Origin of the sequence: Streptomyces sp. NPDC047869, assembly GCF_040704065.1 — a bacterium.
Lineage (GTDB): Bacteria > Actinomycetota > Actinomycetes > Streptomycetales > Streptomycetaceae > Streptomyces.
Map to the genome: position 1 here is coordinate 37,190 of NZ_JBEYRK010000006.1, position 23,555 is coordinate 60,744.

Here is a 23,555-nt window from a genome sequence, read left to right on the forward strand (position 1 = left end):
TGGGGCGCCTTCCGGAGACCGTGGATCCGCGACCGGCTACGGCAGGTTGCGCGCCATCACGATCCGCTGGACCTGGTTGGTGCCTTCGTAGATCTGGGTGATCTTCGCGTCGCGCATCATGCGCTCCACCGGGTAGTCGCGGGTGTAGCCGTAGCCGCCGAGGAGCTGGACGGCGTCGGTGGTGACCTCCATCGCCGTGTCCGAGGCGAAGCACTTGGCGGCGGCGCCGAGGTAGGTGAGGTCGGCGTCGCCGCGCTCGGAGGCGGCGGCGGCCTGGTAGGTGAGGGCGCGGGCCGCCGAGATCTTCATGGACATGTCCGCGAGCATGAACTGGATGCCCTGGAAGTCGGCGATCGGCTTGCCGAACTGCTTGCGCTCCTGGACGTAGCCCTTGGCGTAGTCGAGGGCGCCCTGGGCGACACCGAGCGCCTGGGCGGCGATGGTGATGCGGGTGTGGTCCAGGGTCTTCATGGCGGTGGCGAAGCCGGTGCCCTCCTCGCCGATCATGCGGTCGGCGGGGATGCGAACGTTGTCGAAGTAGACCTCGCGGGTCGGGGAGCCCTTGATGCCGAGCTTCTTCTCCGGGGCGCCGAAGGAGACTCCCTCGTCCGACTTCTCGACGACGAACGCCGAGATGCCCCTGGAGCGCTTGGCGGGGTCCGTGACCGCCATCACCGTGTAGTACTCGGAGACGCCCGCGTTGGTGATCCAGCGTTTCACGCCGTTGAGGATCCAGTGGTCGCCGTCGCGGACCGCCTTGGTCTTCATGCCGGCCGCGTCCGAGCCCGCCTCCGGCTCGGAGAGGCAGTACGAGAACATCGCGTCGCCCTTGGCGAGCGGGGTCAGGTACTTCTTCTTCAGCTCCTCGCCGCCGGAGAGGATCACCGGCAGGGAGCCCAGCTTGTTCACCGCGGGGATCAGGGAGGAGGAGACGCAGGCGCGGGCGACTTCCTCGATCACGATGACCGTGGCGAGCGCGTCGGCGCCGGCGCCGCCGTACTCCTCGGGGACGTGCACGGCGGCGAGGTCGTTCGCCACGAGCGCGTCGAGGGCCTCCTGGGGGAAGCGGGCCTCCTCGTCGACCGCCGCGGCGAACGGCGCGATCTTCGCCTCGACCAGCGAGCGGACGGCGTCCCGGAGCATGTCGTGCTCCTCGGACGGGCGGTACAGGTCGAAGTCAGCCGTTCCGGCCACGGTCTCTCACGCTCCAAAGACACAGTGATACTGACGCTAATTACCGTTAAGTAACTCAAATTTTAGTGGGCCGCCCGGAACCCGCCTACGTGAGCTTGGTGACAGCGGGGAAAATGCCCGGTGGGCGGCCCGACTATGCTCAGGCACCGCATGACCGAGTCCCCGAGCTGGAGCGCACCCATGAGCCTGAAGATCACCGTGATCGGCACCGGCTATCTCGGCGCCACGCACGCCGCGGCCATGGCCGAGCTGGGCTTCGAGGTGCTGGGGCTCGACGTCGTGCCCGAGAAGATCGCCATGCTGGAGCGCGGCGAGACCCCGATGTACGAGCCGGGGCTCGAGGAGCTGCTGCGCAGGCACGTGACGGGCTTCGAGGGGTCCTCGGGGCGGCTGCGTTTCACCACGGACTGGGCCGAGGTGGCCGAGTTCGGCGATGTGCACTTCGTGTGCGTGAACACCCCGCAGCGGCACGGGGACTACGCGGCCGACATGTCGTACGTCGACGCGGCCATCGCCTCGCTCGCCCCGCATCTGCGCGGCCCGGCGCTGGTGGTCGGCAAGTCGACCGTGCCGGTGGGTTCGGCGGACCGGCTGGCCGACTACCTCGCGGAGCACGCGCCCGCCGGCGCGGACGCGGAGCTGGCCTGGAACCCGGAGTTCCTGCGTGAGGGCTTCGCGGTGCAGGACACGCTGCACCCGGACCGGATCGTGGTCGGGGTGCGCAGCGAGCGGGCGGAGAAGCTGCTGCGCGAGGTGTACGCGACGCCGGTCGGCGAGGGCACCCCGTTCGTGGTGACGGACTTCCCGACGGCCGAGCTGGTGAAGACCGCGGCGAACTCGTTCCTCGCGACGAAGATCTCGTTCATCAACGCGATGGCGGAGGTCTGCGAGGCGGGCGGCGGTGACGTGGCGCAGCTCGCGGAGGCCATCGGTTACGACGACCGGATCGGGCGGAAGTTCCTGCGCGCCGGGATCGGGTTCGGCGGCGGCTGTCTGCCGAAGGACATCCGGGCGTTCATGGCGCGCGCCGGTGAGCTGGGCGCGGACCAGGCGCTGACCTTCCTGCGGGAGATCGACTCCATCAACATGCGCCGGCGCGGCCAGATGGTGGAGATGGCCCGGGAGGCGCTCGGCGGCGGCTCGTTCCTGGGCAAGCGGGTGGCGGTGCTGGGTGCCGCCTTCAAGCCCGACTCGGACGACGTGCGGGACTCGCCGGCGCTGAACGTGGCCGGGCAGATCCATCTGCAGGGCGGTCAGGTGACCGTGTACGACCCGAAGGGCATGGCGAACGCCCGCAAGGTCTTCCCGACGCTGGGTTACGCGGATTCCGCCCTGGAGGCGGTCCGGGGGGCCGACGTGGTGCTGCACCTGACGGAGTGGCGGGAGTTCCGCGAGCTGGACCCGGCTTCGCTGGGCGAGGTGGCGGCGGCCCGGCTGATCCTGGACGGGCGCAACGCGCTGGACCCGGAGCTGTGGCGGCGGGCCGGGTGGACGTACCGGGCGATGGGCCGCCCGACCGCGTAGCGCCGGCTCCGAGTGCTATCCGGAGGACGCCGGTTCGGCCGAGGCTCAGTCGGCCGAACCGGCGTCCTCTTGCATTCTGCCCCACGGGGCGGCTATGTGGCCGTCGAACTTTCCGTGGTGTACGGCCCCTTCGCCCGGTACCGGCGCATCTTGGCGCGCGCTCCGCACACCTGCATGGAGCACCAGCGGCCGCGGCCGGCGGGGCTGCGGTCGTAGTACGCCCAGTGGCAGGTGTCGGCGGCGCAGGCCTTCAGCCGGGTCCAGGTGCCCGCGACCAGGGCCTGGGCGACGGCCGCGGCGACCCGGGAGAGCAGCGGGCCGGTGTCGGCCGGGGCGAGGGCCGCCGAGCCGTCGCCGGGATCGACGGTGATGTGCAGAGGTGCGTCGGCCAGCAGCTCGCCGAGCGGGGCGACCTCGCGGTGCGGCGGGTGGCCGGCGTGGGCGAGCAGGGTGGCCCGCAGTGACTCGCGCAGGGTGCGGGCGCCGGCCAGTTCGTCCTCGCTGAGCCCGAGGAGCCGCCGGCCGTCGGCCGTGTCGAGCGCGTCCCGCCCGCTCTCGATGTCGAGCGTGTTCACCAGGGACTCGATGAGCGCCAGGCCTTCCGGGGCGGGTGATCGCTCGGTCATGTCCGCCTCTCTTCTCCGCAATCCGGTTGCGACGTTACCCGCCTTGCGGGAGCATGCGGTAACCGTTACCGGATAACCGGGTTCAACGGTAACTCGGACGTCGTGGAGGAAGTCATGGCTCTCGCCAAGCTGGGTGTGGTCGTCCTGGACTGCCCGGACCCGCACGCGCTCGCCGGTTTCTACGCCGAGGTACTGGGCGGCACCCCCGAGGGGGACGCGCAGTGGGTGGACCTGAAGGTGCCGGGCGGGCAGGCGCTCGCCTTCCAGCGGGCCCCCGGACACGTCCCGCCGCGCTGGCCGTCGCCGGACGCCTCGCAGCAGCTGCATCTGGACCTGGTGGTAGAGGACCTGGACGAGGCGGAGAAGGGGGTGCTGGCGTTGGGTGCGAAGCCGCTGGCCGAGCAGGGCGGGAACAGCTTCCGGGTTTACGCCGACCCGGCCGGGCACCCGTTCTGCCTCTGCGCCTGCTGACACCTGGAGGACCCATGGCCATCGCCCGTCTGCGCAGCGTCGTGCTCGACTGCCCCGACCCGCACGCGCTGGCCGCGTTCTACGCGGCGGTGGCGGGCGGCACCCCGGACGCCGAGGACGACAACTGGGTCGTCCTGCGGGTCCCGGACGGGCCGCGGCTCTCCTTCCAGCGGGCCGAGGGATTCGCTCCGCCCCAGTGGCCGCGCGCCGACCGGGACTCGCAGCAGTTCCACCTGGACTTCGACGGCGGGCCGACCTGGACGGACATGGACGCGGCCCACGAGAAGGTCCTCGCGCTGGGAGCCCGGCCGCTGGACCTGGAGGACCGGGAGAAGAAGGACTTCCAGGTGTACGCCGATCCGGCCGGGCATCCGTTCTGCCTGTGCCGGATCGAGCGGCCGGACGGGCTCGACTGACGGCCGCTGGAAGGGCCTAGCCGTCCAGCTCCGTGATGCTCGCGGTCGACGGGCCGCGGCGGTGCTGTGCGGTCTTGGCGGTGAAGTCCGCCCTGCGCAGCACCCGCTGGACGTTCTGCCAGGTCAGCAGGGCCAGCTCGGACTCGGCCCAGCCGCGGCGGAGCAGCTCGGCGATCAGCTGGGGATAGCGGGAGGTGTCGGCTAGGCCGCGAGGGTGTGCGGCGCCGGTGTCGTAGGTGCCGGACAGGCCCACGGACTGGGGGCCGGCGACGTCGCGGACGTGGTCGAGGTGGTCGGCGACGTCCCGGACGGTCGGGCCGGTCTGCTCGGCGGTCATCGGCACCATGCACAGACCGCCGGCCGCGCCCAGTACGGCGAGCAGGTCGTCGGGCAGGTTGGCGGGGTGCGGGCGCAGGGCGCGGGCCGCGGAGCGGGTGCACAGGACCGGTGCCCGGGACAGGGCGAGGGTCCGGCGCACGGTGGCGTCGCCGGCGCCGGAGAGGTCGGCGAGGACGCCGAGGCGGTTCATCTCCCGGACCACCTCCTCGCCGAACCGGGTCAGCCCGGCCGCGCCCGCCCAGGCGGTGCCGGTCAGGGTGAGGACGCGCAGGCCGAGGGTGTGCAGCAGGCGCAGGATGCCCAGGGAGTCGCCGAGCGCGGGCGCCCCGGCCGGGCCGGCCGGCCACTGGCCACGCCGAACCACCGAACGAGCGCGACCGCCGGACGAGCGCGACCACCACACGGACCGGTCCGCCAGACGGGCCCAACCGCCGGACAGGCAGACCCGCCTGACGGCAGGCCCGCCAGGCAGGCCTGCCGTCCCGCTGCCTGCCGTCAGGCCCCGGTGCCGTCCAGGGACTCGATCGTGGCGTTGGACGCGGTGCGGGTGGCCCGGAGGTCGCGGGCGACGTCCTCCGCCGCGCCCAGCACGCGTACCGCGTTCTGCCACGTCAGCTTGGCCAGGTCGGGGCGGGACCAGCCGCGGTCGAGCAGTTCGGCGAGCAGGTTCGGGTAGCCGGAGACGTCGTCCAGGCCGTCCGGGGTGAACGCCGTGCCGTCGTAGTCACCGCCGATGCCGAGGTGGTCGATGCCCGCGACCTCGCGCATGTGGTCGAGGTGGTCGGCGACCGTGGACACCGTGGCGACCGGGCGCGGGGTGCTCTCCTCGAAGGCGCGGTGCACCTTCATGGCCTCGGCGGTGGTGTCGAGGTGGTGGAAGCCGTGGGCGCGCAGGTTCGCGTCGGCCGCCGCCGTCCAGTCGACCGCCGCCTGGAGCACGAACTTCGGCACGAACGTCACCATCGCCATGCCGCCGTTGGCGGGCAGCCGCTCCAGGACGTCGTCCGGGATGTTGCGCGGGTGGTCGCAGACGGCCCGGGAGGAGGAGTGCGAGAAGATCACCGGCGCGGTGGAGGTGTCCAGCGCGTCCCGCATGGTCGTCGCCGCCACGTGGGAGAGGTCGACGAGCATGCCGAGCCGGTTCATCTCGCGCACGACCTCGCGGCCGAACGCCGACAGGCCGCCGACGCCCGGCTCGTCGGTCGCGGAATCCGCCCAGTCGTTGTTGTCGTTGTGGGTGAGCGTCATGTAGCGCACGCCGAGCGCGTACAGCCCGCGCAGGGTGCCGAGCGAGTTGGCGATGGAGTGGCCGCCCTCGGCACCCATCAGGGAGGCGATCCGGCCGCCCTGCCGCGCCGCCTCCATGTCCGCCGCGGTCAGCGCGGGGGCCAGGTCGGCCGGGTAGCGGTCGATCAGCTGCCGGACGCAGTCGATCTGCTCGAGGGTGGCCGGAACCGCGCCGGGCCGGTCCGAGGGGACGTACACCGACCAGTACTGGGCGCCGACGCCGCCCGCGCGCAGCCGGGGGAGGTCGGTGTGCAGGTGGGCGTTCTGGTCCGCGGCGATGTCCCGGGCGTCCAGGTCGTAGGTGACCTGTTCGCGCAGGGCCCACGGCAGGTCGTTGTGGCCGTCGACGACCGGGAACTCGCGCAGCAGCTCGCGGGCCTCGTCCAGGGATGCCATGGGCGTCATTTCCCGAAGCCGAAGCCGCTGCCCGCGCCCTCGACCTTGGTCCGCAGGCGCTTGCCCTTCTCGGTGGCCTGGTCGTTGAGGTCCTGCATGAAGTCGCGCATCCGCTGGAGCAGCTCCTCGTCGTGCGCGGCGAGCATGCGGGCCGCGAGCAGACCGGCGTTGCGGGCACCGGCGACGGAGACGGTGGCGACCGGGACGCCGGCCGGCATCTGCACGATCGACAGCAGGGAGTCCATGCCGTCGAGGTACTTCAGCGGGACCGGGACGCCGATGACCGGCAGCGGGGTGACGGAGGCGAGCATGCCGGGCAGGTGGGCGGCACCGCCCGCGCCGGCGATGATCGCCTTCAGGCCGCGCTCGGCCGCCTGCTCGCCGTACGTGATCATCTCGCGCGGCATGCGGTGCGCGGAGACGACGTCGACCTCGTAGGCGATCTCGAACTCGTCCAGCGCCTTGGCGGCGGCCTCCATGACGGGCCAGTCGGAGTCCGACCCCATGACGATGCCAACAACAGGGCTCATTCGGTGATCGTGCCTCTCAGGTAGCCGGCTGCGTGCCGTGCGCGCTCGAGGACGTCGTCCAGGTCCTCGCCGTAGGTGTTGACGTGTCCGACCTTGCGGCCGGGCTTCACGTCCTTGCCGTACATGTGGATCTTGAGCTTGGGGTCGCGGGCCATGCAGTGCAAGTACGCGGAGTACATGTCCGGGTAGTCGCCGCCCAGGACGTTGACCATCACGGTCCACGGGGCGCGCGGGCGCGGGTCGCCGAGCGGGAGGTCGAGGACCGCGCGGACGTGGTTGGCGAACTGGGAGGTGACCGCGCCGTCCTGGGTCCAGTGGCCGGAGTTGTGCGGGCGCATCGCGAGTTCGTTGACGAGGATGCGGCCGTCGCGGGTCTGGAACAGCTCGACGGCGAGGTGGCCGACGACGCCGAGTTCCTTGGCGATGGTCAGGGCCATCTCCTCGGCCCGCAGCGCGAGGTCCTCACCGAGGTCGGGGGCGGGCGCGATGACGGTGTCGCAGACGCCGTTCACCTGCCGCGACTCGACCACCGGGTAGGCGACGGCCTGGCCGTGCGGGGAGCGTACGACGTTCGCGGCGAGCTCGCGGACGTAGTCGACCTTCTCCTCGGCGAGGACGGGCACGCCCGCGCGGAACGGGTCGGCGGCCTCCTCGGCTGAGTCGACGACCCACACGCCCTTGCCGTCGTAGCCGCCGCGGACGGTCTTCAGGACGACGGGGAAGCCGTCGCCCTCGGCGCCCTCGGCGAGGCCCTCGCGTGCGAAGGCGGCCACGTCCCGCGGGTCGCTCACGATGCGGTGCCGCGGGCAGGGGATGCCGATCGCGTCGAGCCTCGCCCGCATCACGCCCTTGTCCTGGGCGTGCACGAGCGCGTCGGGCCCCGGGCGCACGGGGATGCCGTCCGCCTCCAGGGCCCTGAGGTGCTCGGTGGGTACATGTTCGTGATCGAAGGTGATCACGTCGCACCCGCGCGCGAACTCACGCAGCGTGTCCAGGTCGCGATAGTCGCCGACGACGACATCGTTCACGACCTGTGCCGCGGAATCCTGAGGGGTGTCACTGAGGAGCTTGAACCTGATGCCCAACGGGATGCCGGCTTCGTGCGTCATACGCGCGAGCTGCCCCCCGCCGACCATGCCGACTACCGGGAACGTCACCCCCCTAGCGTATCGGCCAGACCGACCCGCCCGGCCTACCGGCCTCACACCCCCTCTTACCCTGGGCTTTCCCGGCTCTTTCCGACCCGTTCCCAAGCTGTGGCCTCGTCCGCAGGCGCCGGGGGTGCGGCCTGGATAGCATGGCTTGGCTGACGAAACCTACGGACGGGAGCTGCACAGCCATGGAACTACGTTCCTCGGGGCTGCAACGGCTCGTACGCGAGGTGGCCAAGTTCGGTGCCGTCGGCGGTGCCGGTGTCCTCGTCAACCTGGGCGTGTTCAACCTGGTCCGGCACGTCTCCGACCTGCCGGTGGTGCGCGCCAGCATCATCGCGACCGTCGTCGCCATCGCCTTCAATTACGTGGGCTTCCGTTACTGGACGTACCGGGACCGTGAAAAGAGCGGCCGCACCCGGGAGCTCACGCTGTTCCTGCTGTTCAGCGCGATCGGTCTGGTGATCGAGAACGGCGTGCTGTACCTGGCGACCTACGGCTTCGGCTGGGACAGCCCGCTGCAGAGCAACATCTTCAAGTTCGTGGGCATCGGCGTCGCCACCCTGTTCCGCTTCTGGTCCTACCGCACCTGGGTGTTCCGTGCCATGCCCGCCCGGGAGGCGGTCGCGGGCGCGGAGTCGATCCTGGCGCAGCAGCCCAGGAAGCCCGCGTCCGAGCCCCGGCAGCGCGTTCCGTAGCCGGCTGCCGCAGCCGGTTCCGGGGAGGTCCCGGGTCCCGCTAGCGGACCGTGGGCCCGTTCTCCTCCGGTTTGCGGGAGGGGGGCGTGCGGGACAGGAACAGGCCGAACACCGGTGGCTTGGCCTGGAGCAGCTCCAGGCGGCCCCCGTCGGCCTCCGCGAGGTCGCGGGCCACGGCCAGTCCGATGCCGGTGGAGTTGCGGCCGCTGATGGTGCGCTCGAAGATCCGCGCGCCGAGGTCGGCCGGGACACCGGGCCCCTCGTCGGTGACCTCCACTACCGCCTGGTTGCCGGTGACCCGGGTGCGCAGGGCCACGGTCCCGCCGCCGTGCATGAGGGAGTTCTCGATCAGCGCGGCCAGCACCTGCGCGACCGCGCCGGGGGTGCCGACGGCGTGCAGATGCCGCTTGCCGGAGGAGACGACGGCCCGGCCGGCGCTGCGGTAGGCGGGCCGCCACTCGGCGAGCTGCTGCTGGATGACCTCGTCGAGGTCGAAGGTGACGGCGGAGCCGGTGCGCGGGTCGCGGGCGTTGGTCAGCAGCCGCTGCACCACGTCCGTCAGCCGCTCGACCTGGGTCAGCGCGATGGTCGCCTCGTCCTTCACCGTGTCCGGGTCGTCGGTGAGGGTGATCTCCTCCAGCCGCATGGACAGCGCGGTCAGCGGCGTACGGAGCTGGTGGGAGGCGTCGGCGGCCAGGCGGCGCTCGGCGGTCAGCATGCGCCCGATCCGCTCGGCGGAGGAGTCCAGGACATCGGCGACCCGGTCCAGCTCGGGGACGCCGTACCGCTTGTGCCTCGGGCGCGGGTCGCCGGAGCCGAGGCGTTCGGCGGTCTCGGCGAGGTCGGTCAGCGGGGAGGCGAGGCGGTTGGCCTGGCGGACGGCGAGCAGCACGGCGGCGATCACCGCGAGCAGCGCGACCAGCCCGATGATCAGCAGGGTGCGGCCGACCTCGCGGGTGACCGCGGAGCGCGGCTCCTGCACGGTGACCGTCTCGCCCTCCTCGCCCCGCTGCGTGGCGTGGATGACGTCGCCCTCGGGCTTGCTGCCGATCTCGATCGGCGCCCGGCCGGGGACTTTGATGACCGCGTACTGGTCCTTGCTGACCGGGTTGCGCAGGACCTCGGAGTTGACGTTCTCCTCCGCGAGGATGCGGCTGTCCACGATGCTCGCCAGCCGCACCGCCTCGGACTCGACCCGCTCCTGGGCGCTGCTGGTGATGGTCCGCGTCTCGACGATCACCAGGGAGACCCCGAAGACGGCGATCACGACGAGGACGACGGCGAGCGTGGACTGGATGAGACGTCGGCGCATGTCCTGGTTACCTGAAGCGGTGCCGGGCCCCCGGTGGGGGGCTCAGCTCTTTTCGAAACGGAAGCCGACTCCGCGCACGGTGGCGATGTAGCGGGGGTTCGCCGCGTCGTCGCCGAGCTTCTTGCGCAGCCAGGAGATGTGCATGTCGAGGGTCTTGGTGGACGACCACCAGGTGGTGTCCCAGACCTCGCGCATGAGCTGGTCCCGGGTGACCACGCGTCCGGCGTCCCGCACCAGCACCCGCAGCAGGTCGAACTCCTTCGCGGTGAGCTGGAGTTCCTCCTCGCCCATCCAGGCGCGGTGCGACTCGACGTCGATGCGCACCCCGTGCGTGGCCGGCGGCTGCTGGGGCTCGGCGGCGCCGCGCCGCAGCAGGGCCCGTACCCGGGCGAGCAGTTCGGCGAGCCGGAAGGGCTTGGTGACGTAGTCGTCGGCGCCCGCGTCCAGGCCCACGACGGTGTCCACCTCGTCGGCGCGCGCGGTCAGGATGAGGATCGGCACGGACTGCCCGTCGGCACGCAGCCGGCGGGCGACCTCCAGGCCGTCCATGCCGGGCAGGCCCAGGTCGAGCACGACCAGATCGACACCGCCCTGGATGCCGGCGTCGAGCGCGGTGGGTCCGTCCTCGCGCACCTCGACCTCGTAACCTTCCCGGCGCAGTGCGCGGGCCAGCGGCTCCGAGATGGACGCGTCGTCCTCGGCGAGCAGTACACGGGTCATGAGGTGATGGTAGACCGCCCGCGCTCGGTGCCGGGGTGTGATCGCTTCCCGGGATTCTTACCTTCCCGGGCCAGTGGTACGAACCATTGCCTGGGGGATGCGATCGTAGGGGAGACCTTCGAATCAGGTCCCGCAGTTCCCCCGACACCTGTGATCCGTGTCTCAAGTCCTTCCATATCCGGCAGTGTCCTGACGTAGAGTGACGTGAACGCCTGTAGCACACCGGGGACCTTTGGCGGGCACTTGTCGCTGAGGGTCTCTTTTGTGTGCGGGCTGACGAAGATCAGCCCTGAAAGGAATGACCTCCGGCCGGGCTCCGGACGCAGTGCCGCGTGCGGGGCGTGGATCCCGGTGGTCGCCGTCCGCCGCTCCGCGATCCGGAGCGGACTCCCCCCTGGGCGTGGGGGTGGACGAGCGACCCCGCCGGTGCCGGCCAACCCCCCACCGGGCGCGCAACGCTCCATCGCGCGTCCCGACCAGCAAGGAACGACCATGGCGTCCAGCCTGACGAAGGACTCGGTCCGCCCGGGCACCCCCGGGTCCGAGAAGACCTTCTTCGGCCACCCCCGCGGACTGGCCACTCTCTTCATGACCGAGATGTGGGAGCGTTTCTCCTACTACGGCATGAAGGCCCTGCTCACCGTCTACCTGCTCTCCGGCGGCCCCGATGCCGGCAAGGGCAGCATGGGCGGCGGCCTGGCGATGGACGTGGCCACCACCACGGTGATCGTGTCCGTCTACTCGGCGATGGTGTACCTGCTCGCCATGCCCGGTGGCTGGCTCGGTGACCGCGTCTGGGGCCCGCGCAAGACGGTGGCCATCGCCGCTGTGACGATCATGTCCGGCCACATCGTGCTGGCCCTGCCCGGCGGTCAGGCGCCGTTCTTCGCCGGTCTGGCGCTGGTCGCGGCCGGTTCGGGTCTGCTCAAGGCCAACATCTCCACGATGGTGGGGCACCTGTACAACGGCCCGGACGACCCGCGCCGTGACGGTGGCTTCACGATCTTCTACATGGGCATCAACGCGGGCGCCTTCTTCGCCCCGCTGGCCATCGGCACCGTCGGCCAGGAGGTCAACTGGCACCTCGGCTTCGGCATGGCCGCGGTCGGCATGGCGATCGGTCTGGCCGCGTTCCTGCTCGGCACCCGCCACCTGAACCCGCAGAGCAGCGTCGTCCCGAAGCCGCTGAGCACCGAGGAGCGCACCTCCTGGCTGCGCAAGGGCCTGACCTGGGTCATCATCGCGGCCGTGTTCTACGGCGTCGTGGGCGTCACCGGCCACTTCACCCTGAACTGGGCGATGATCCCGCTGACCGTCATCGGTCTGGTCATCCCGGCCGGTGTGCTGATGCGCATCAAGCGGGACAAGGAACTGTCGTCCACCGAGCAGTCGAAGATGACCGGCTACATCTGGTTCTTCGTCGCGGCCGCCGTGTTCTGGATGATCTACGACCAGGGCGCGTCCACCGTCCAGGCGTTCGGTGAGGGCAAGGCCTCCGGCTCGCTGCTGGGCTTCGACTTCCCGTCCTCCTGGTACCAGTCGCTGAACCCGCTGTTCATCATGGCGCTGGCCCCGGTCTTCGCCTGGGTCTGGATGTGGCTGAACCGCCGGGATAAGGAGCCCAGCACCATCGTGAAGTTCTCGATGGGTCTGGTCCTGGTCGGCGTGTCGTTCTTCTTCTTCCTGATCCCGCTGGGCATGGCCGCGGGCGGCACCGCGGTCAGCCCGATGTGGCTGGTCGGCATCTACTTCATCCAGACCATCGGTGAGCTGTGCCTGTCCCCGGTGGGTCTGTCGGTGACGACGAAGATGGCCCCGGCCAAGTACGCCAGCCAGATGATGGGCGTGTGGTTCCTCGCGGTCACCGCGGGTGACTCCATCACCAGCCTGCTGTCCAACCCGGCCATCGCCGGGGTCGACCTCGGCGGCACGGGCGCGGTCTTCGGGGAGGCGGCCCTCGCGGCGCTCGCCGGCTTCGCGGTGTGGATGTACCGCCGGAAGGTGAAGTCGCTGATGGGCGACGTGCGCTGACGCACCCCCATACGCAACGACGGAGGGCCGCCGCACAGGATGTGCGGCGGCCCTCCGTCGTTGTCCGGGTCCCCGGCTCGGGGGTCAGGACTTCGTCTCGACCGACCAGGACCGGGTGAAGCTGCTGAAGCCGCACATCACGGTGGACTTCTGACCGGGCTTCACCCAGGGCCCCCACAGGTACCACGGGATCTCGTGCGGGGTGCCGCGGCCGCGGATCACGTCGCACACCAGCTTCACCCGGTGCCGGCCCACCGTCTTGCCCGAGGCGGACTTCTTGCACGTGGACGTGGCCTTGGGCCGGCCCAGGTCGAGGTGCACCACGGCGGTGCACTTGTACTTGGCGCCGGCCGCCTCCGCGGTGCCCGCGGTGGCCAGGCCGGTCCCCGTCGCCATGAGGACGGTGGCGAGCACGCCGCCCGCCACCTTCTTCCCCCAGATCATTTGCTCCTCTTTCCTCCGCCGGGCCCCGCGAGCGATGGTCAATCGCTCAACTGCGGATTCGCCCGGCGGACAGCATGCCTGTTCGCTTTGCTTGCACGAACGACGGGGACGCTATGCCGTATTTGATCTTGGTGGCAAATCGGCTGGGGGGTTCTGAGCAAGATCTGAGGTGCAAAGTCCCCGCGCCCGGTGCCGTCCCTGCGCCCGGGGCCGCGCGGAAGGGCGGCGGCGCGGGCCACGGAAGGGCGTGCGGCGATACGCCGTACCTCGCGCGGGGGCCGTGGGCGCCTCCGGTGGGGCCTGGAACCCTCTGGGGCGCGAGAGGGGTGCGCGGGAGCGCGTTGCGCTCGACGGTTGCGCCGGTGCGAGTGCGCGGTGGGTGGGGCAGCGCGCATATACGGCGAGTGGGCCAGTGAGGCGAGCGGGTGCGCCCGGTGGCCGTACCTGCGCGCGTGAACGGGTGCGTTCCGTGGCTGGGCCCGCGTACGAGAGCGGGTGCGCGCGGTGGGCGTACCGGTGCGCCGACGCGGAAAGCGGGGCCGCCCGGGCGGGTGGCGCCGGTGCGGTGGGCGGGGGCGCGGGCGCGCTTCGGCGGGTTACGCCGGTGCGCCCAGCTCCGCCCACACGGTCTTGCCGTCGCGGCCCGGGACGCGCAGGACGCCCCAGTCCAGGCAGAGCCGCTGCACGATGAACATGCCGTGGCCGCCGGGGCGGCCGGCGCGGTGCGGGGTGCGGGGGGCCGGCTGGCCGGTGCCCCGGTCGGAGACCTCCAGCCGGATCACCTTGTTGTCGCAGGCGAGGAGCAGCTCGTCCGGGCCCTCGGCGTGCAGGCAGGCGTTGGTGACCAGCTCGGACACCACGAGCAGCACGTCCTCGGCGGCGGCACGCTGATCGGCGCCGGCCGCGGGCAGCCAGCCCCACGCGTACAGGGCCTGGCGGGTGAAGTCACGGGCGAGCGGGACGACACCGCTCTCGCCGTCCAGGCGCAGCGTGCGTACCTGCCGCCCCCGTCCCGGGGGCGCGCCCTCGGACGGCACGGACGGCGCGGCTGCCCCCGTGGACGCGCCCGGCTCCGGCGCACCCCCTTCGGACGCCCCGGAAGCGCCGCTGGGCTCCGGGCCGCGGTCGCCCGGCGAGTAAGGCCGGGTGGTGCTCATCAGCGCTTCACCTCACCGATCCACCAGTTCACAGTTCAACATTCCGGCACCGTTCGGTGCCGGGCGGTCCGTACACAGTCCGCCCACGACTCCTCCGTCGTCCCCCTTCGCACGTACGTCGCGTCCAGGCCGTTCATCGGTCCCTGACGGCTCGGCGTGTTCGCGGTCGACGGCTTTCAGGATGACTCCTGCCCGACGGATCCGGCGGAACACCCCCCGTTTGGACATGACCGGTGCCCCGTACAGACATCGGCCGTCCGGGACCGGCGGGAGCACGGGTTCAGTCGGAGTCGCCGGCCAGTGCGGCCTCTACGGAGTCATGGACGGTGAAGACCGCCTCGGCCCCGGTGATCTCGAACACGCGCGCCACCACCGGGAGCATGCCCGCCAGGTGCACTCCGCCGCCGGCGGCCTCCGCCTTGAGTCGCGCACCGAGCAGAACGTTCAGTCCGGTGGAGTCGCAGAACTCAAGCCGTGAGCAGTCCACCACAAGCCGTGAGAACCCCTTCTCCAGAAGGTCGTCGAGGGGCTCGCGCAGAAGATCGGCGGTGTGGTGGTCAAGTTCACCCGCAGGTGTGACTACGGCGCTGGGACCCTCTTCCCGCACCTCCACCAGAAGCCGGCCCGACTGTGCGCTGCCGACCGTCCCGTGGTCCATGCCGTCTCTCTCCCGAGGTCGTGGCCGCTGATGCCCTCGAACATTACGCCTTTCAATCGCACTCCGACACCCGAACAACCTCCCACAATCGGACATATCGACACAGAACGCACTTGCGACCTGCTCGGTGAAGCGGGTAGGGCTAGTAAGGACACACAGCCCTACAGCCGGCTTCGGAGGCGCCGCACACCGCAGTGCACGATTTTTTGGCTCCGGCAGCCATATGCCGAGAACGATGGAGGACACCCATGTCACCCCGGCTCGACGAATCGCATACCCCGGTCGCGACGTCGACACCCCCACCGGAACTGGATCATCCCATCAATCCCCTCGAGGCGATCGAGGGACTCCCGGAGATCCCGCCCTTCGACGAGGTCGGCCCGGTCGACGCCCGGGCGCTGTCCCGGACGCTCTTCGAGCGCCTCGAGTCGCTCGAGGAAGGGACGCCCGACTACTCGTACGTGCGCAACACGCTCGTCGAGCTGAACCTCGCGCTGGTCAAGTTCGCCGCCTCCCGCTTCCGCTCCCGCAGCGAGCCGATGGAGGACATCATCCAGGTCGGCACCATCGGCCTGATCAAGGCGATCGACCGCTTCGAGCTCTCCCGCGGTGTGGAGTTCCCCACGTTCGCGATGCCGACCATCATCGGCGAGATCAAGCGCTTCTTCCGTGACACCTCCTGGTCCGTGCGGGTGCCGCGCCGACTGCAGGAACTACGGCTGGACCTGGCCAAGGCCGGGGACGAGCTGGCGCAGAAGCTGGACCGCGCCCCCACGGTGGCGGAACTCGCCGAGCGGCTCGGCATCTCCAACGACGAGGTCGTCGAGGGCATGGCCGCCTCCAACGCCTACACCGCGTCCTCCCTGGACGCCCAACCCGAGGAGGACGACTCCGAGGGCGCGCTCGCGGACCGCATCGGGTACGAGGACCACGGGCTGGAAGGCATCGAGTACGTCGAGTCGCTGAAGCCCCTGATCGCCGAACTCCCCTCCAGGGACCGGAAGATCCTTTCACTGCGCTTCGTCGCGGGCATGACCCAGTCGGAGATCGGCGAGGAACTGGGCATCTCCCAGATGCACGTCTCCCGGCTGCTGTCGCGGACGCTGGTGCGGCTGCGCAAGGGGCTGACCGTCGAGGAGTGATCCCTTTGGTGCCGCGTGCCAGGCGGCCCGGCCACGGCGCCGGGCCGCTTCGCCGTTTCCGGGACAGAATGCTCCGGTTCGACGGGTACCCGGCGCTCCAGCCCTCATGCCTGCCGGCTCATCGGTCACCCGTGGGCTCACCTGGTCTGTGCGCCCGCGTCATGCGCGAACCGTTACCGGGGTTACCCAGGGAAACGTCTTTCCGGAACCGCGCCGCTCCACCACCATGAGCCCCCAAACCGGCCGGTACGCCGGAGAGTTCGGGGGACGGAGGGCACGCGATGACTCAGGGCGGCGACGGGGCCGAGGCGGACACGGGACTCGCCGAAGCGCCGGACGCGCGGCTGATGGCGCTGCTGCGCACCCCGTCCCCGACGGCCTACCCGGCCCTTCAGGAACTGCGCCGCCGGCACCACCCGGCGGTCCTCGCCTACGCCCGGCTGTGCGCGTCGAGCGAGTCCGCGGCCCGCCGGCTGGCCGCGGAGACCCTGACCGAGGCGGCCCGTGAGACGGCCCGCGGCCGGGAGCCGAACGTGCCGCTGCGCCACCAGCTCCTGCTGCTCACCGCCCGGCTGGCGGCCGCCTGGGCTGCCGACGAACGCTCCGCGGGCGTCGACGCGGGCCTGCTGCTGGTGCTGAACGCCGGCGGCCTGCCCGAGGGGCCCGTCCCACCGCTCCTCCCGGCGTTCCAGACGCTCCCGTCCCGCGCCCAGGGCCTGATCTGGTACGGCGTCCTCGAAGCGGAGCCCGTGGAGCGCACCGCCGCCCACCTCGGCCTGAGCCGCGTGGACGTGACCCATGACACCCCGCAGGCGGTGCAGGCGCTGGCCCAGGCCTGTCTGCGGCACCGCCTGGCCGGCTCGGACGACCCGCGCTGTGCCGACTTCCGCCGGCTGATCGAGGAGGCGGTACGGCCCGACGGCCCCCGCCGCAGCTCCGACCTGGACGCCCACCGGGCTCGCTGCCCGCACTGCGCGGCCGCCGTCGAGGAGCTGACCGCGCTGCGGGACGCCCCGCGGCAGACCCTGGCGGAGGGCCTGCTCCCCTGGCACGGGACGGCGTACCTACGCACCGCCGGTCCGGTTCCCGCGCCCGGCCCGCGTGCCGCCCGCCGGGACCGGCCGCCCGGCCGCCGCTACCTGCTGGCCTCGACGGCGCTGGGCGTGGCCCTGGCCCCCCTGCTGGTCTTCCTGCTCTCCCCGTCCGAGGCCGCCGACCGGCACGCGTCGGCGGCGACGCCCACTCCCCCGCCGGTGACGGTGACGGCCACGGTCTCGCTGTCCCCGCCGCCCGCACCGACACCGTCACGCACCACCGAGTCGCCGTCACCGTCGCCGTCACCGTCACCGAGCAGGACTTCGCACCGCCCGGCCACCTCCCCGCCGCCCAGCCGAGGCGCCCCGCCCCGGTCCCCGGCGCCCGCGCCGCCGGGCAGCGCCTTCGCCCAGGTGGTGAACCTGGCCACGGGCCGCTGCCTGGACATCCGGGACGGCGAGCTGTGGAAGGGCAACGACGTCGTCATGGCGCCCTGCGACTCCTCCGCCACCCAGCGCTGGCGGGTCGACGCCGGTCCGGGCGTCCTGCGCTCGGCCGCCGACTCCGACTTCTGCCTGGACAGCCGCGGCTCGACCGACCGGGGCGTGGGCATCTGGGAGTGCGACTCGGTCTACGGCCGCAACGGCCAGAACCTCCGTTTCGGCGTCGGAACCGACGGCACGATCCGTCCGGCGATCGACAGCGGCACGGCGGTGACCCCGGACGGCGGCGACGGGCTCGTGCTGCGGCCGCTGGCCGGGGAGCAGGCGCAGCGGTGGCGGTCCGGGGCCGCCTGACCGGCCGGCGCGGACGCCCGGGTCAGATCTCGCGCACGCCGCGCCGCCAGACGCCGGCGACCAGTGGCACGCCCGGCCGGTAGGCCAGGTGCACATGACTCGGGGCGTCGAGCAACAGCAGGTCGGCGCGGGCCCCCGGGGCGAGGCGGCCGATGTCCGTGCGGCGCAGGGCCGCCGCGCCGCCGGCCGTCGCCGACCAGACCGCCTCGTCCGGGGTCATCCTCATGTCCCGCACCGCGAGCGCGACGCAGAAGGGGACCGAGGAGGTGAAGGACGAGCCCGGGTTGCAGTCCGTCGACAGGGCCACGGTGACGCCCGCGTCCAGCAGGCGGCGGGCGTCGGGCCACTCGGCGCGGGTGGAGAACTCGGCGCCGGGCAGCAGGGTGGCGACCGTGTCGCTGTGGACGAGGGCGTCGACGTCCGCGTCGGTGAGGTGGGTGCAGTGGTCGGCGCTGGCCGCGTCCAGCTCGACGGCCAGCTGGACGCCGGGGCCGTAGGAGAGCTGGTTGGCGTGGACCCTGGGGTGCAGGCCCCTGTCCCGGCCGGCGGTGAGGATCGCGCGGGCCTGGTCGCCGTCGAAGGCGCCCTTCTCGCAGAAGACGTCGATCCAGCGGGCGTGCGGTGCGCACGCGTCCAGCATCTCGCCGGTGACCAGGGCGACGTAGGCCGCCGGGTCGTCGGTGTGTTCCGGGGAGACGATGTGGGCGCCGAGGAACGTCACCTCGTCGGTGTGCCGGGCCGCGATGCGCAGGGCGCGGGCCTCGTCCTCGACGGTGAGGCCGTAGCCCGACTTCGTCTCGAAGGTGGTGGTGCCCTGACGGAGGGCTTCCGTCAGGTAGCGGGTGAGGTTCGCCTCCAGCTCCGCGTCGGAGGCGGCGCGGGTGACCGCGACCGTGGTGCGGATGCCGCCCGCGGTGTAGGAGCGGCCGGACATCCGGGCGTTGAACTCCTGGGTGCGGTCACCGGCGAAGACCAGGTGGGAGTGGGAGTCCACGAAGCCGGGCAGCACCGCCCGGCCGCCCGCGTCGACCCGGTTGTCAGTGGCGGGTGCTTTCCTTGATTCACCGGTCCACGCGATGCGGTCGCCGTCGATGACGACCGCCGCGTCCTGGATCAGGCCCAGGGGGGACCTGTCACCGAGGGAGGGGTCGTTGGTGACCAGCGTGGCGATGTTGGTGATGACGGTGCTGCTGCTCATGGTGTCCTCGTGGGTGGCCGGTCGGGGTTCGGCGGGGTTCGGCCGCGCGGGCGTCAGCCGCGCAGGGCTTCGATCGCGTCCGCGAGCGCTTTCGGCACGTCCGGTACGAGGGCGTGGACCCCGTCCCGTACGACCTGACGGCCGCCCACGACCGTGTGCCGCACGTCCGCCGCGGTCGCCGCGAATACGGCCGTCTCGGCGCCCAGTCGGGGCAGCGGCCCGGCCGTCCTGACCGAGTCGAGCGCGATCGTCGTCAGGTCGGCGAGCGCGCCGGCCTCGATGGTGCCGGCGTCCTGCCAGCCGAGGGCCGCGTGGCCGTCGGCGGTGGCGGCGCGCAGCAGTGCCGCGGCCGTCCAGTGGCCCCGGGTGCGGGTGCGCAGCCGCTCGTTCAGCTCCATCGCGCGCGCCTCTTCGAACAGGTCGATGACCGCGTGGCTGTCGGAGCCCAGGGAGAGCGGGGAGCCCGCCCGCTGCAGGGCGACGGCCGGGCCGATGCCGTCCGCCAGGTCGCGTTCGGTGGTGGGACACATGCAGGTGCCGGTACGCGAGCCGCCGAGCAGCGCGATGTCCTCGTCGGTGAGATGGGTGTTGTGCACACCGGTGGTGCGCGGCCCGAGGACGCCGTGGTCGGCGAGCAGTTGGGTGGGGGTGCGGCCGTGCGCGGCCCGGCAGGCCTCGTTCTCGGCGGTCTGCTCGGACAGGTGCACGTGCAGTGGGGCCCGCCGCTCCTCCGCCCAGCGCGCCACGGTCGCCATCTGGTCCGCGGGCACGGCCCGTACGGAGTGGATCGCCGCCCCGATCCGTGCGTGATCCCGTTCCTTGAGAACTGAACAGCGTTCGGCCCAGGCCTCCGCGCTGCCGTCGGAGAAGCGCAGCTGGTGGGTGTTGGGCGGCTCACCGCTGTGCTTGTTGCGGATGGCGGAGGAAAGGTAGGCGGTGTCCAGGAGAGTGATGCGGATACCGGCTTCGGCGGCGGCCGCGATCAGCGCCTCGCCCATGGCGTTGGGCTCGGCGTAAGGGGTGCCGCCGGGCGCGTGGTGCACGTAGTGGAACTCGCCGACGCAGGTGATGCCGGCCAGGGCCATCTCGGCGTACACCGCGCGGGCGAGGGCGTGGTAGGTCTCCGGGGTCAGCCGGTCGGCGACGGAGTACATCACCTCGCGCCAGGTCCAGAAGGTGCCGCTGCCGACCTGGACCGTGCCGCGCAGCGCCCGGTGGAAGGCGTGCGAGTGGGCGTTGGCCAGGCCGGGCAGGGTCAGTCCGCGCAGCACCTCGGCGCCGGGCGGCGGGGTGGGCACGCCGGTGCGGACGGCGGTGATCCGGCCGTCCGCGGCCGCCACCACGACTCCGGGCTCGACATGGGTGCCGAGCCAGGCGTGCTCCAGCCAGTAGGTCGCGTCGGTCACGTGCAGGCCAGCCCTTCCAGTATGTCGGCGAGCGCGCGCACCCCGGCCAGGCAGTCGTCCTCGGCCGCGGACTCGGCCGGGGAGTGCGAGACGCCGGTGGGGTTGCGCACGAACAGCATGGCGGTAGGGATGTGTCCGGAGAGGATTCCGGCGTCGTGTCCGGCGCCGGTACCCAGGACGGGCACCGTGAGGCCGGTGTCCTTGCCGAGGACGCGGCCGAGTTCGTCGCGCAGCGCGTGGTCGAACTCGACCACCGGGGTGAAGGACTCCCGGACGACGTCCAGGTCGATGCCGTGGGCGTCGGCGTACTCGCGCGCGGCCTTCTCGATGCCGCCTACGACGGCGTCCAGGGTCGCCTGGTCGGCGGCGCGGGAGTCGAGCCAGCCGCGCACCAGGGACGGGATGGCGTTGACGCCGTTCGGCTCGACGGAGATCTTGCCGAAGGTGGCCACGGCACCGGCGAGTTCGGCCTCGCGGCGGGCGGCGAGCACCGTCTCGGCGTATGACAGCATCGGGTCGCGCCGCTCCACCAGGCGGGTGGTGCCCGCGTGGTTGGCCTCGCCGCGGAAGTCGAAGCGCCAGCGGCCGTGCGGCCAGATGGCGCTGGCGATGCCGACCCGGTCGCCGGACAGGTCCAGCGCGCGGCCCTGTTCGACGTGGAGTTCCACGAAGGCGCCGATCCGGGCCAGCCGTTCCGGGTCGGCCCCGATGGCCTCGGGGTCGTAGCCGGCGGCCTCCATGGCCCGGGGGAGGGTGACACCGTCCGCGTCGGTGAGGCGGTGGGCCTGCTCGACGGTCAGCTGTCCGGCGGTGAGCCGGGAGCCGACACAGGCGAGACCGAACCGGGCGCCCTCCTCGTCGCCGAAGTTGACGATGGCGAGGGGCTTGGTGAACCGCGCGTTTCCGGCGCGCAGTTCGTCGAGGGCCGCGAAGGAGGACACGACGCCGAGGGGGCCGTCGAAGGCACCCCCGTCCGGCACCGAGTCCAGGTGCGACCCGGTGACCACGGCGTCCCCGGCGGCCGGGTCGCCGAGCCAGGCCCACTGGTTCCCGTTCCGGTCGACCTCGTAGGCCAGCCCGCGCGCCCGGGCCTGCTCCTCGAACCAGGCCCGGCACTCCCCGTCGGCCCCGCTCCAGGCATACCGCCGGTACCCACCGGAGTCGGGGTGCCGCCCGATGGGCAGCAGCTCACGCCACATCTCCTGGAAGGAGCCACCCACAGGCTGTGGGCCGTTCGGCGGGACGATGGGGCGGGTGGGCGCAGCCGCAGCCGCGCCCGGCGACGGCACCCCGGCCCCCGCCGAAGTGCCGCCGCCCCCGCCGCGAGCGGAACTCACGCCTCGTCACCCTCACGCATCGGCACCCGGACCCCCCGCTCGTCCGCGACGGACTCGGCGATGTCGTAACCGGCGTCCACGTGCCGGATGACACCCATACCGGGGTCGTTGGTGAGCACCCGCCGGATCTTCTCCCCGCCCAGCTTCGTGCCGTCGGCCACCGTCACCTGGCCGGCGTGGATGGAACGCCCCATGCCCACGCCGCCGCCGTGGTGGAGGGACACCCACGACGCGCCGGACGCCACGTTGACCATGGCGTTCAGCAGCGGCCAGTCGGCGATCGCGTCGGAGCCGTCGAGCATGGCCTCGGTCTCGCGGTACGGGGAGGCGACGGAGCCGCAGTCGAGGTGGTCGCGGCCGATGGCCAGCGGGGCGGCGAGCTCGCCGGAGGCCACCATGTCGTTGAAGCGCTCGCCGGCCTTGTCGCGCTCGCCGTAGCCGAGCCAGCAGATGCGCGCGGGCAGGCCCTGGAAGTGGACGCGCTCGCCGGCCATCTTGATCCAGCGGGCCAGGGACTCGTTCTCCGGGAAGAGGTCGAGGATCGCCTTGTCGGTCTTGGCGATGTCGGCGGGGTCGCCGGACAGGGCCGCCCAGCGGAACGGCCCCTTGCCCTCGCAGAACAGGGGCCGGATGTAGGCGGGCACGAAGCCGGGGAAGGCGAACGCGCGGTCGTACCCGGCGAGCTGGGCCTCGCCGCGGATGGAGTTGCCGTAGTCGAAGACCTCGGCACCGGCGTCCATGAAGCCGACCATGGCCTCCACGTGCTTCGCCATGGACTCACGGGCACGCGTGGTGAAGCCGGCCGGGTCCTTCGCGGCGGCGTCGGCCATGTCCTCGAAGGCGATGCCGACGGGCAGGTACGCCAGCGGGTCGTGGGCGGAGGTCTGGTCGGTGACGATGTCGATCGGCGCGTCCATCGCCAGGAGCTGCGGGACCAGTTCGGCGGCGTTGCCGAGGACGCCGATGGACAGCGGGCGGCGGGCGTCGCGGGCCTCGGTCGCCAGCTGGAGCGCGTGGTCCAGGGAGTCGGCCTTGACGTCCAGGTACCGGTGCTCGATGCGGCGCTCGATGGCGCGCGGGTCGCAGTCGACGCAGATGGCGACGCCGTCGTTCATGGTCACGGCGAGGGGCTGGGCGCCGCCCATGCCGCCGAGGCCGGCGGTGAGGGTGATGGTCCCGGCGAGGGTGCCGCCGAACTTCTTCGCGGCGACGGCGGAGAAGGTCTCGTAGGTGCCCTGGAGGATGCCCTGGGTGCCGATGTAGATCCAGGAGCCGGCGGTCATCTGGCCGTACATGGTCAGGCCGAGGGCCTCCAGACGGCGGAACTCCTCCCAGTTGGCCCAGTCGCCGACGAGGTTGGAGTTGGCGATGAGGACGCGCGGGGCCCACTCGTGGGTCTGCATCACGCCGACCGGGCGGCCGGACTGGACCAGCATGGTCTCGTCCTGCTTGAGCGTCCGCAGCGTGCGCACCATGGCGTCGAAGGAGCGCCAGTCACGGGCGGCCTTGCCGGTGCCGCCGTAGACGACGAGCTTGTCGGGGTGCTCGGCGACCTCGGGGTCGAGGTTGTTCTGCAGCATCCGCAGGGCGGCTTCCTGCTGCCATCCCAGGGTGCTCAGTTCCGTGCCGCGCGGTGCTCGTACGGGGCGGGGTCCCGACATCGTCTGCCTCCTCCTGTTACTACGT

The 23,555-nt window shown here is 72.0% G+C and carries 21 protein-coding genes and 1 pseudogene; 7 read left to right on the forward strand and 15 right to left on the reverse strand.

Going from position 1 to position 23,555, the window contains the following annotated elements; all coding sequences use genetic code 11:
• Positions 1 to 36: 36 nt before the first annotated feature.
• Positions 37 to 1,194 (reverse strand): acyl-CoA dehydrogenase, encoded by a 1,158-nt coding sequence (locus AB0924_RS10190; RefSeq protein ID WP_366911138.1) that lies wholly within the window; start codon positions 1,192 to 1,194, stop codon positions 37 to 39.
• Between the two features lie 180 nt (positions 1,195 to 1,374).
• Here AB0924_RS10190 and AB0924_RS10195 point away from each other — a divergent pair, with 180 nt between their 5' ends.
• On the forward strand, positions 1,375 to 2,718 hold the full coding sequence (locus AB0924_RS10195; RefSeq protein ID WP_358929028.1) for a UDP-glucose/GDP-mannose dehydrogenase family protein: 1,344 nt from the start codon (positions 1,375 to 1,377) through the stop codon (positions 2,716 to 2,718).
• Between the two features lie 92 nt (positions 2,719 to 2,810).
• Here AB0924_RS10195 and AB0924_RS10200 read toward each other — a convergent pair whose 3' ends face one another.
• Complete coding sequence (locus tag AB0924_RS10200; RefSeq protein WP_358928948.1) at positions 2,811 to 3,344, reverse strand: CGNR zinc finger domain-containing protein; 534 nt, start codon at positions 3,342 to 3,344, stop codon at positions 2,811 to 2,813.
• Between the two features lie 114 nt (positions 3,345 to 3,458).
• Here AB0924_RS10200 and AB0924_RS10205 point away from each other — a divergent pair, with 114 nt between their 5' ends.
• Entirely contained in the window at positions 3,459 to 3,815 is a 357-nt protein-coding gene (locus AB0924_RS10205; RefSeq protein WP_358928946.1) for a VOC family protein, read from the forward strand.
• 14 nt (positions 3,816 to 3,829) lie between these two features.
• The gene (locus AB0924_RS10210; protein WP_358928944.1) at positions 3,830 to 4,231 is read left to right on the forward strand and encodes a VOC family protein; all 402 of its coding nucleotides are present in this window, start codon (positions 3,830 to 3,832) and stop codon (positions 4,229 to 4,231) included.
• A gap of 16 nt (positions 4,232 to 4,247) precedes the next feature.
• On the opposite strand, the pseudogene AB0924_RS10215 reads toward AB0924_RS10210, so the two are convergent.
• The 4 genes and pseudogenes from AB0924_RS10215 to AB0924_RS10230 form a co-directional block, all read right to left on the reverse strand.
• Positions 4,248 to 4,907 (reverse strand): annotated as a pseudogene (locus AB0924_RS10215) (membrane dipeptidase); the annotation flags it as partial.
• Between the two features lie 158 nt (positions 4,908 to 5,065).
• The gene (locus tag AB0924_RS10220; protein WP_358929026.1) at positions 5,066 to 6,253 is read right to left on the reverse strand and encodes a dipeptidase; all 1,188 of its coding nucleotides are present in this window, start codon (positions 6,251 to 6,253) and stop codon (positions 5,066 to 5,068) included.
• Positions 6,254 to 6,258: 5 nt separating this feature from the next.
• Complete coding sequence (gene purE, locus AB0924_RS10225; RefSeq protein ID WP_358928942.1) at positions 6,259 to 6,783, reverse strand: 5-(carboxyamino)imidazole ribonucleotide mutase; 525 nt, start codon at positions 6,781 to 6,783, stop codon at positions 6,259 to 6,261.
• Positions 6,780 to 7,940, reverse strand: a complete 1,161-nt coding sequence (locus AB0924_RS10230) for a 5-(carboxyamino)imidazole ribonucleotide synthase (protein ID WP_358928940.1) — start codon at positions 7,938 to 7,940, stop codon at positions 6,780 to 6,782. Before AB0924_RS10230 ends, purE begins: the two co-directional genes overlap by 4 nt.
• A gap of 182 nt (positions 7,941 to 8,122) precedes the next feature.
• Between AB0924_RS10230 and AB0924_RS10235 the strand changes: the two genes are divergently transcribed.
• The gene (locus AB0924_RS10235) at positions 8,123 to 8,632 is read left to right on the forward strand and encodes a GtrA family protein (protein ID WP_358928938.1); all 510 of its coding nucleotides are present in this window, start codon (positions 8,123 to 8,125) and stop codon (positions 8,630 to 8,632) included.
• A gap of 40 nt (positions 8,633 to 8,672) precedes the next feature.
• Here the strand turns inward: AB0924_RS10235 and AB0924_RS10240 are convergent, their stop codons facing one another.
• Together AB0924_RS10240 and AB0924_RS10245 are read right to left on the reverse strand one after the other, a co-directional pair.
• Entirely contained in the window at positions 8,673 to 9,944 is a 1,272-nt protein-coding gene (locus AB0924_RS10240; RefSeq protein ID WP_358928936.1) for an ATP-binding protein, read from the reverse strand.
• A gap of 42 nt (positions 9,945 to 9,986) precedes the next feature.
• The gene (locus AB0924_RS10245) at positions 9,987 to 10,664 is read right to left on the reverse strand and encodes a response regulator transcription factor (protein ID WP_143631351.1); all 678 of its coding nucleotides are present in this window, start codon (positions 10,662 to 10,664) and stop codon (positions 9,987 to 9,989) included.
• A gap of 492 nt (positions 10,665 to 11,156) precedes the next feature.
• On the opposite strand from AB0924_RS10245, the gene AB0924_RS10250 reads away from it, so the two are divergent.
• On the forward strand, positions 11,157 to 12,695 hold the full coding sequence (locus AB0924_RS10250; RefSeq protein ID WP_358928933.1) for an oligopeptide:H+ symporter: 1,539 nt from the start codon (positions 11,157 to 11,159) through the stop codon (positions 12,693 to 12,695).
• A gap of 84 nt (positions 12,696 to 12,779) precedes the next feature.
• Here AB0924_RS10250 and AB0924_RS10255 read toward each other — a convergent pair whose 3' ends face one another.
• From AB0924_RS10255 to AB0924_RS10265, 3 genes are all read right to left on the reverse strand, one after another.
• The gene (locus AB0924_RS10255) at positions 12,780 to 13,139 is read right to left on the reverse strand and encodes a hypothetical protein (RefSeq protein ID WP_358928931.1); all 360 of its coding nucleotides are present in this window, start codon (positions 13,137 to 13,139) and stop codon (positions 12,780 to 12,782) included.
• Positions 13,140 to 13,735: 596 nt separating this feature from the next.
• Positions 13,736 to 14,296: an ATP-binding protein gene (locus AB0924_RS10260; RefSeq protein ID WP_358928929.1), complete on the reverse strand. Its 561-nt coding sequence runs from the start codon at positions 14,294 to 14,296 to the stop codon at positions 13,736 to 13,738.
• A 280-nt stretch (positions 14,297 to 14,576) separates the two neighbouring features.
• Positions 14,577 to 14,954: an anti-sigma factor antagonist gene (locus AB0924_RS10265; protein ID WP_199210801.1), complete on the reverse strand. Its 378-nt coding sequence runs from the start codon at positions 14,952 to 14,954 to the stop codon at positions 14,577 to 14,579.
• A gap of 248 nt (positions 14,955 to 15,202) precedes the next feature.
• Between AB0924_RS10265 and AB0924_RS10270 the strand changes: the two genes are divergently transcribed.
• A complete protein-coding gene (locus AB0924_RS10270; protein WP_359551976.1) occupies positions 15,203 to 16,096 on the forward strand; it encodes an RNA polymerase sigma factor SigF in 894 nt (297 codons plus the stop codon).
• Between the two features lie 281 nt (positions 16,097 to 16,377).
• Positions 16,378 to 17,928, forward strand: a complete 1,551-nt coding sequence (locus tag AB0924_RS10275; RefSeq protein ID WP_358928924.1) for an RICIN domain-containing protein — start codon at positions 16,378 to 16,380, stop codon at positions 17,926 to 17,928.
• Between the two features lie 22 nt (positions 17,929 to 17,950).
• Here the strand turns inward: AB0924_RS10275 and hutI are convergent, their stop codons facing one another.
• The 4 genes from hutI to hutU form a co-directional block, all read right to left on the reverse strand.
• Positions 17,951 to 19,126, reverse strand: coding sequence for an imidazolonepropionase (gene hutI / locus AB0924_RS10280; RefSeq protein WP_366911139.1), 1,176 nt, complete (start codon positions 19,124 to 19,126; stop codon positions 17,951 to 17,953).
• A gap of 53 nt (positions 19,127 to 19,179) precedes the next feature.
• Positions 19,180 to 20,532, reverse strand: coding sequence for a formimidoylglutamate deiminase (locus AB0924_RS10285; RefSeq protein ID WP_358928920.1), 1,353 nt, complete (start codon positions 20,530 to 20,532; stop codon positions 19,180 to 19,182).
• Positions 20,529 to 21,731, reverse strand: coding sequence for an allantoate amidohydrolase (locus AB0924_RS10290; protein ID WP_358928918.1), 1,203 nt, complete (start codon positions 21,729 to 21,731; stop codon positions 20,529 to 20,531). Before AB0924_RS10290 ends, AB0924_RS10285 begins: the two co-directional genes overlap by 4 nt.
• Before the next feature lie 134 nt (positions 21,732 to 21,865).
• Positions 21,866 to 23,530, reverse strand: coding sequence for a urocanate hydratase (gene hutU / locus AB0924_RS10295; RefSeq protein WP_358928916.1), 1,665 nt, complete (start codon positions 23,528 to 23,530; stop codon positions 21,866 to 21,868).
• Between the last annotated feature and the right edge of the window lie 25 nt (positions 23,531 to 23,555).

Coding starts and splice junctions, on each gene's coding strand:
- AB0924_RS10260 (WP_358928929.1), bottom strand. CDS start 14,296: ATGAGCACCACCCGGCCTTACTCGCCGGGCGACCGCGGCCCGGAGCCC.
- AB0924_RS10250 (WP_358928933.1), top strand. CDS start 11,157: ATGGCGTCCAGCCTGACGAAGGACTCGGTCCGCCCGGGCACCCCCGGG.
- AB0924_RS10265 (WP_199210801.1), bottom strand. CDS start 14,954: ATGGACCACGGGACGGTCGGCAGCGCACAGTCGGGCCGGCTTCTGGTG.
- AB0924_RS10290 (WP_358928918.1), bottom strand. CDS start 21,731: ATGTGGCGTGAGCTGCTGCCCATCGGGCGGCACCCCGACTCCGGTGGG.
- AB0924_RS10275 (WP_358928924.1), top strand. CDS start 16,378: ATGACTCAGGGCGGCGACGGGGCCGAGGCGGACACGGGACTCGCCGAA.
- hutI (WP_366911139.1), bottom strand. CDS start 19,126: ATGAGCAGCAGCACCGTCATCACCAACATCGCCACGCTGGTCACCAAC.
- AB0924_RS10240 (WP_358928936.1), bottom strand. CDS start 9,944: ATGCGCCGACGTCTCATCCAGTCCACGCTCGCCGTCGTCCTCGTCGTG.
- AB0924_RS10220 (WP_358929026.1), bottom strand. CDS start 6,253: ATGGCATCCCTGGACGAGGCCCGCGAGCTGCTGCGCGAGTTCCCGGTC.
- AB0924_RS10245 (WP_143631351.1), bottom strand. CDS start 10,664: ATGACCCGTGTACTGCTCGCCGAGGACGACGCGTCCATCTCGGAGCCG.
- AB0924_RS10270 (WP_359551976.1), top strand. CDS start 15,203: ATGTCACCCCGGCTCGACGAATCGCATACCCCGGTCGCGACGTCGACA.
- AB0924_RS10210 (WP_358928944.1), top strand. CDS start 3,830: ATGGCCATCGCCCGTCTGCGCAGCGTCGTGCTCGACTGCCCCGACCCG.
- AB0924_RS10205 (WP_358928946.1), top strand. CDS start 3,459: ATGGCTCTCGCCAAGCTGGGTGTGGTCGTCCTGGACTGCCCGGACCCG.
- AB0924_RS10235 (WP_358928938.1), top strand. CDS start 8,123: ATGGAACTACGTTCCTCGGGGCTGCAACGGCTCGTACGCGAGGTGGCC.
- purE (WP_358928942.1), bottom strand. CDS start 6,783: ATGAGCCCTGTTGTTGGCATCGTCATGGGGTCGGACTCCGACTGGCCC.
- AB0924_RS10255 (WP_358928931.1), bottom strand. CDS start 13,139: ATGATCTGGGGGAAGAAGGTGGCGGGCGGCGTGCTCGCCACCGTCCTC.
- AB0924_RS10195 (WP_358929028.1), top strand. CDS start 1,375: ATGAGCCTGAAGATCACCGTGATCGGCACCGGCTATCTCGGCGCCACG.
- AB0924_RS10200 (WP_358928948.1), bottom strand. CDS start 3,344: ATGACCGAGCGATCACCCGCCCCGGAAGGCCTGGCGCTCATCGAGTCC.
- hutU (WP_358928916.1), bottom strand. CDS start 23,530: ATGTCGGGACCCCGCCCCGTACGAGCACCGCGCGGCACGGAACTGAGC.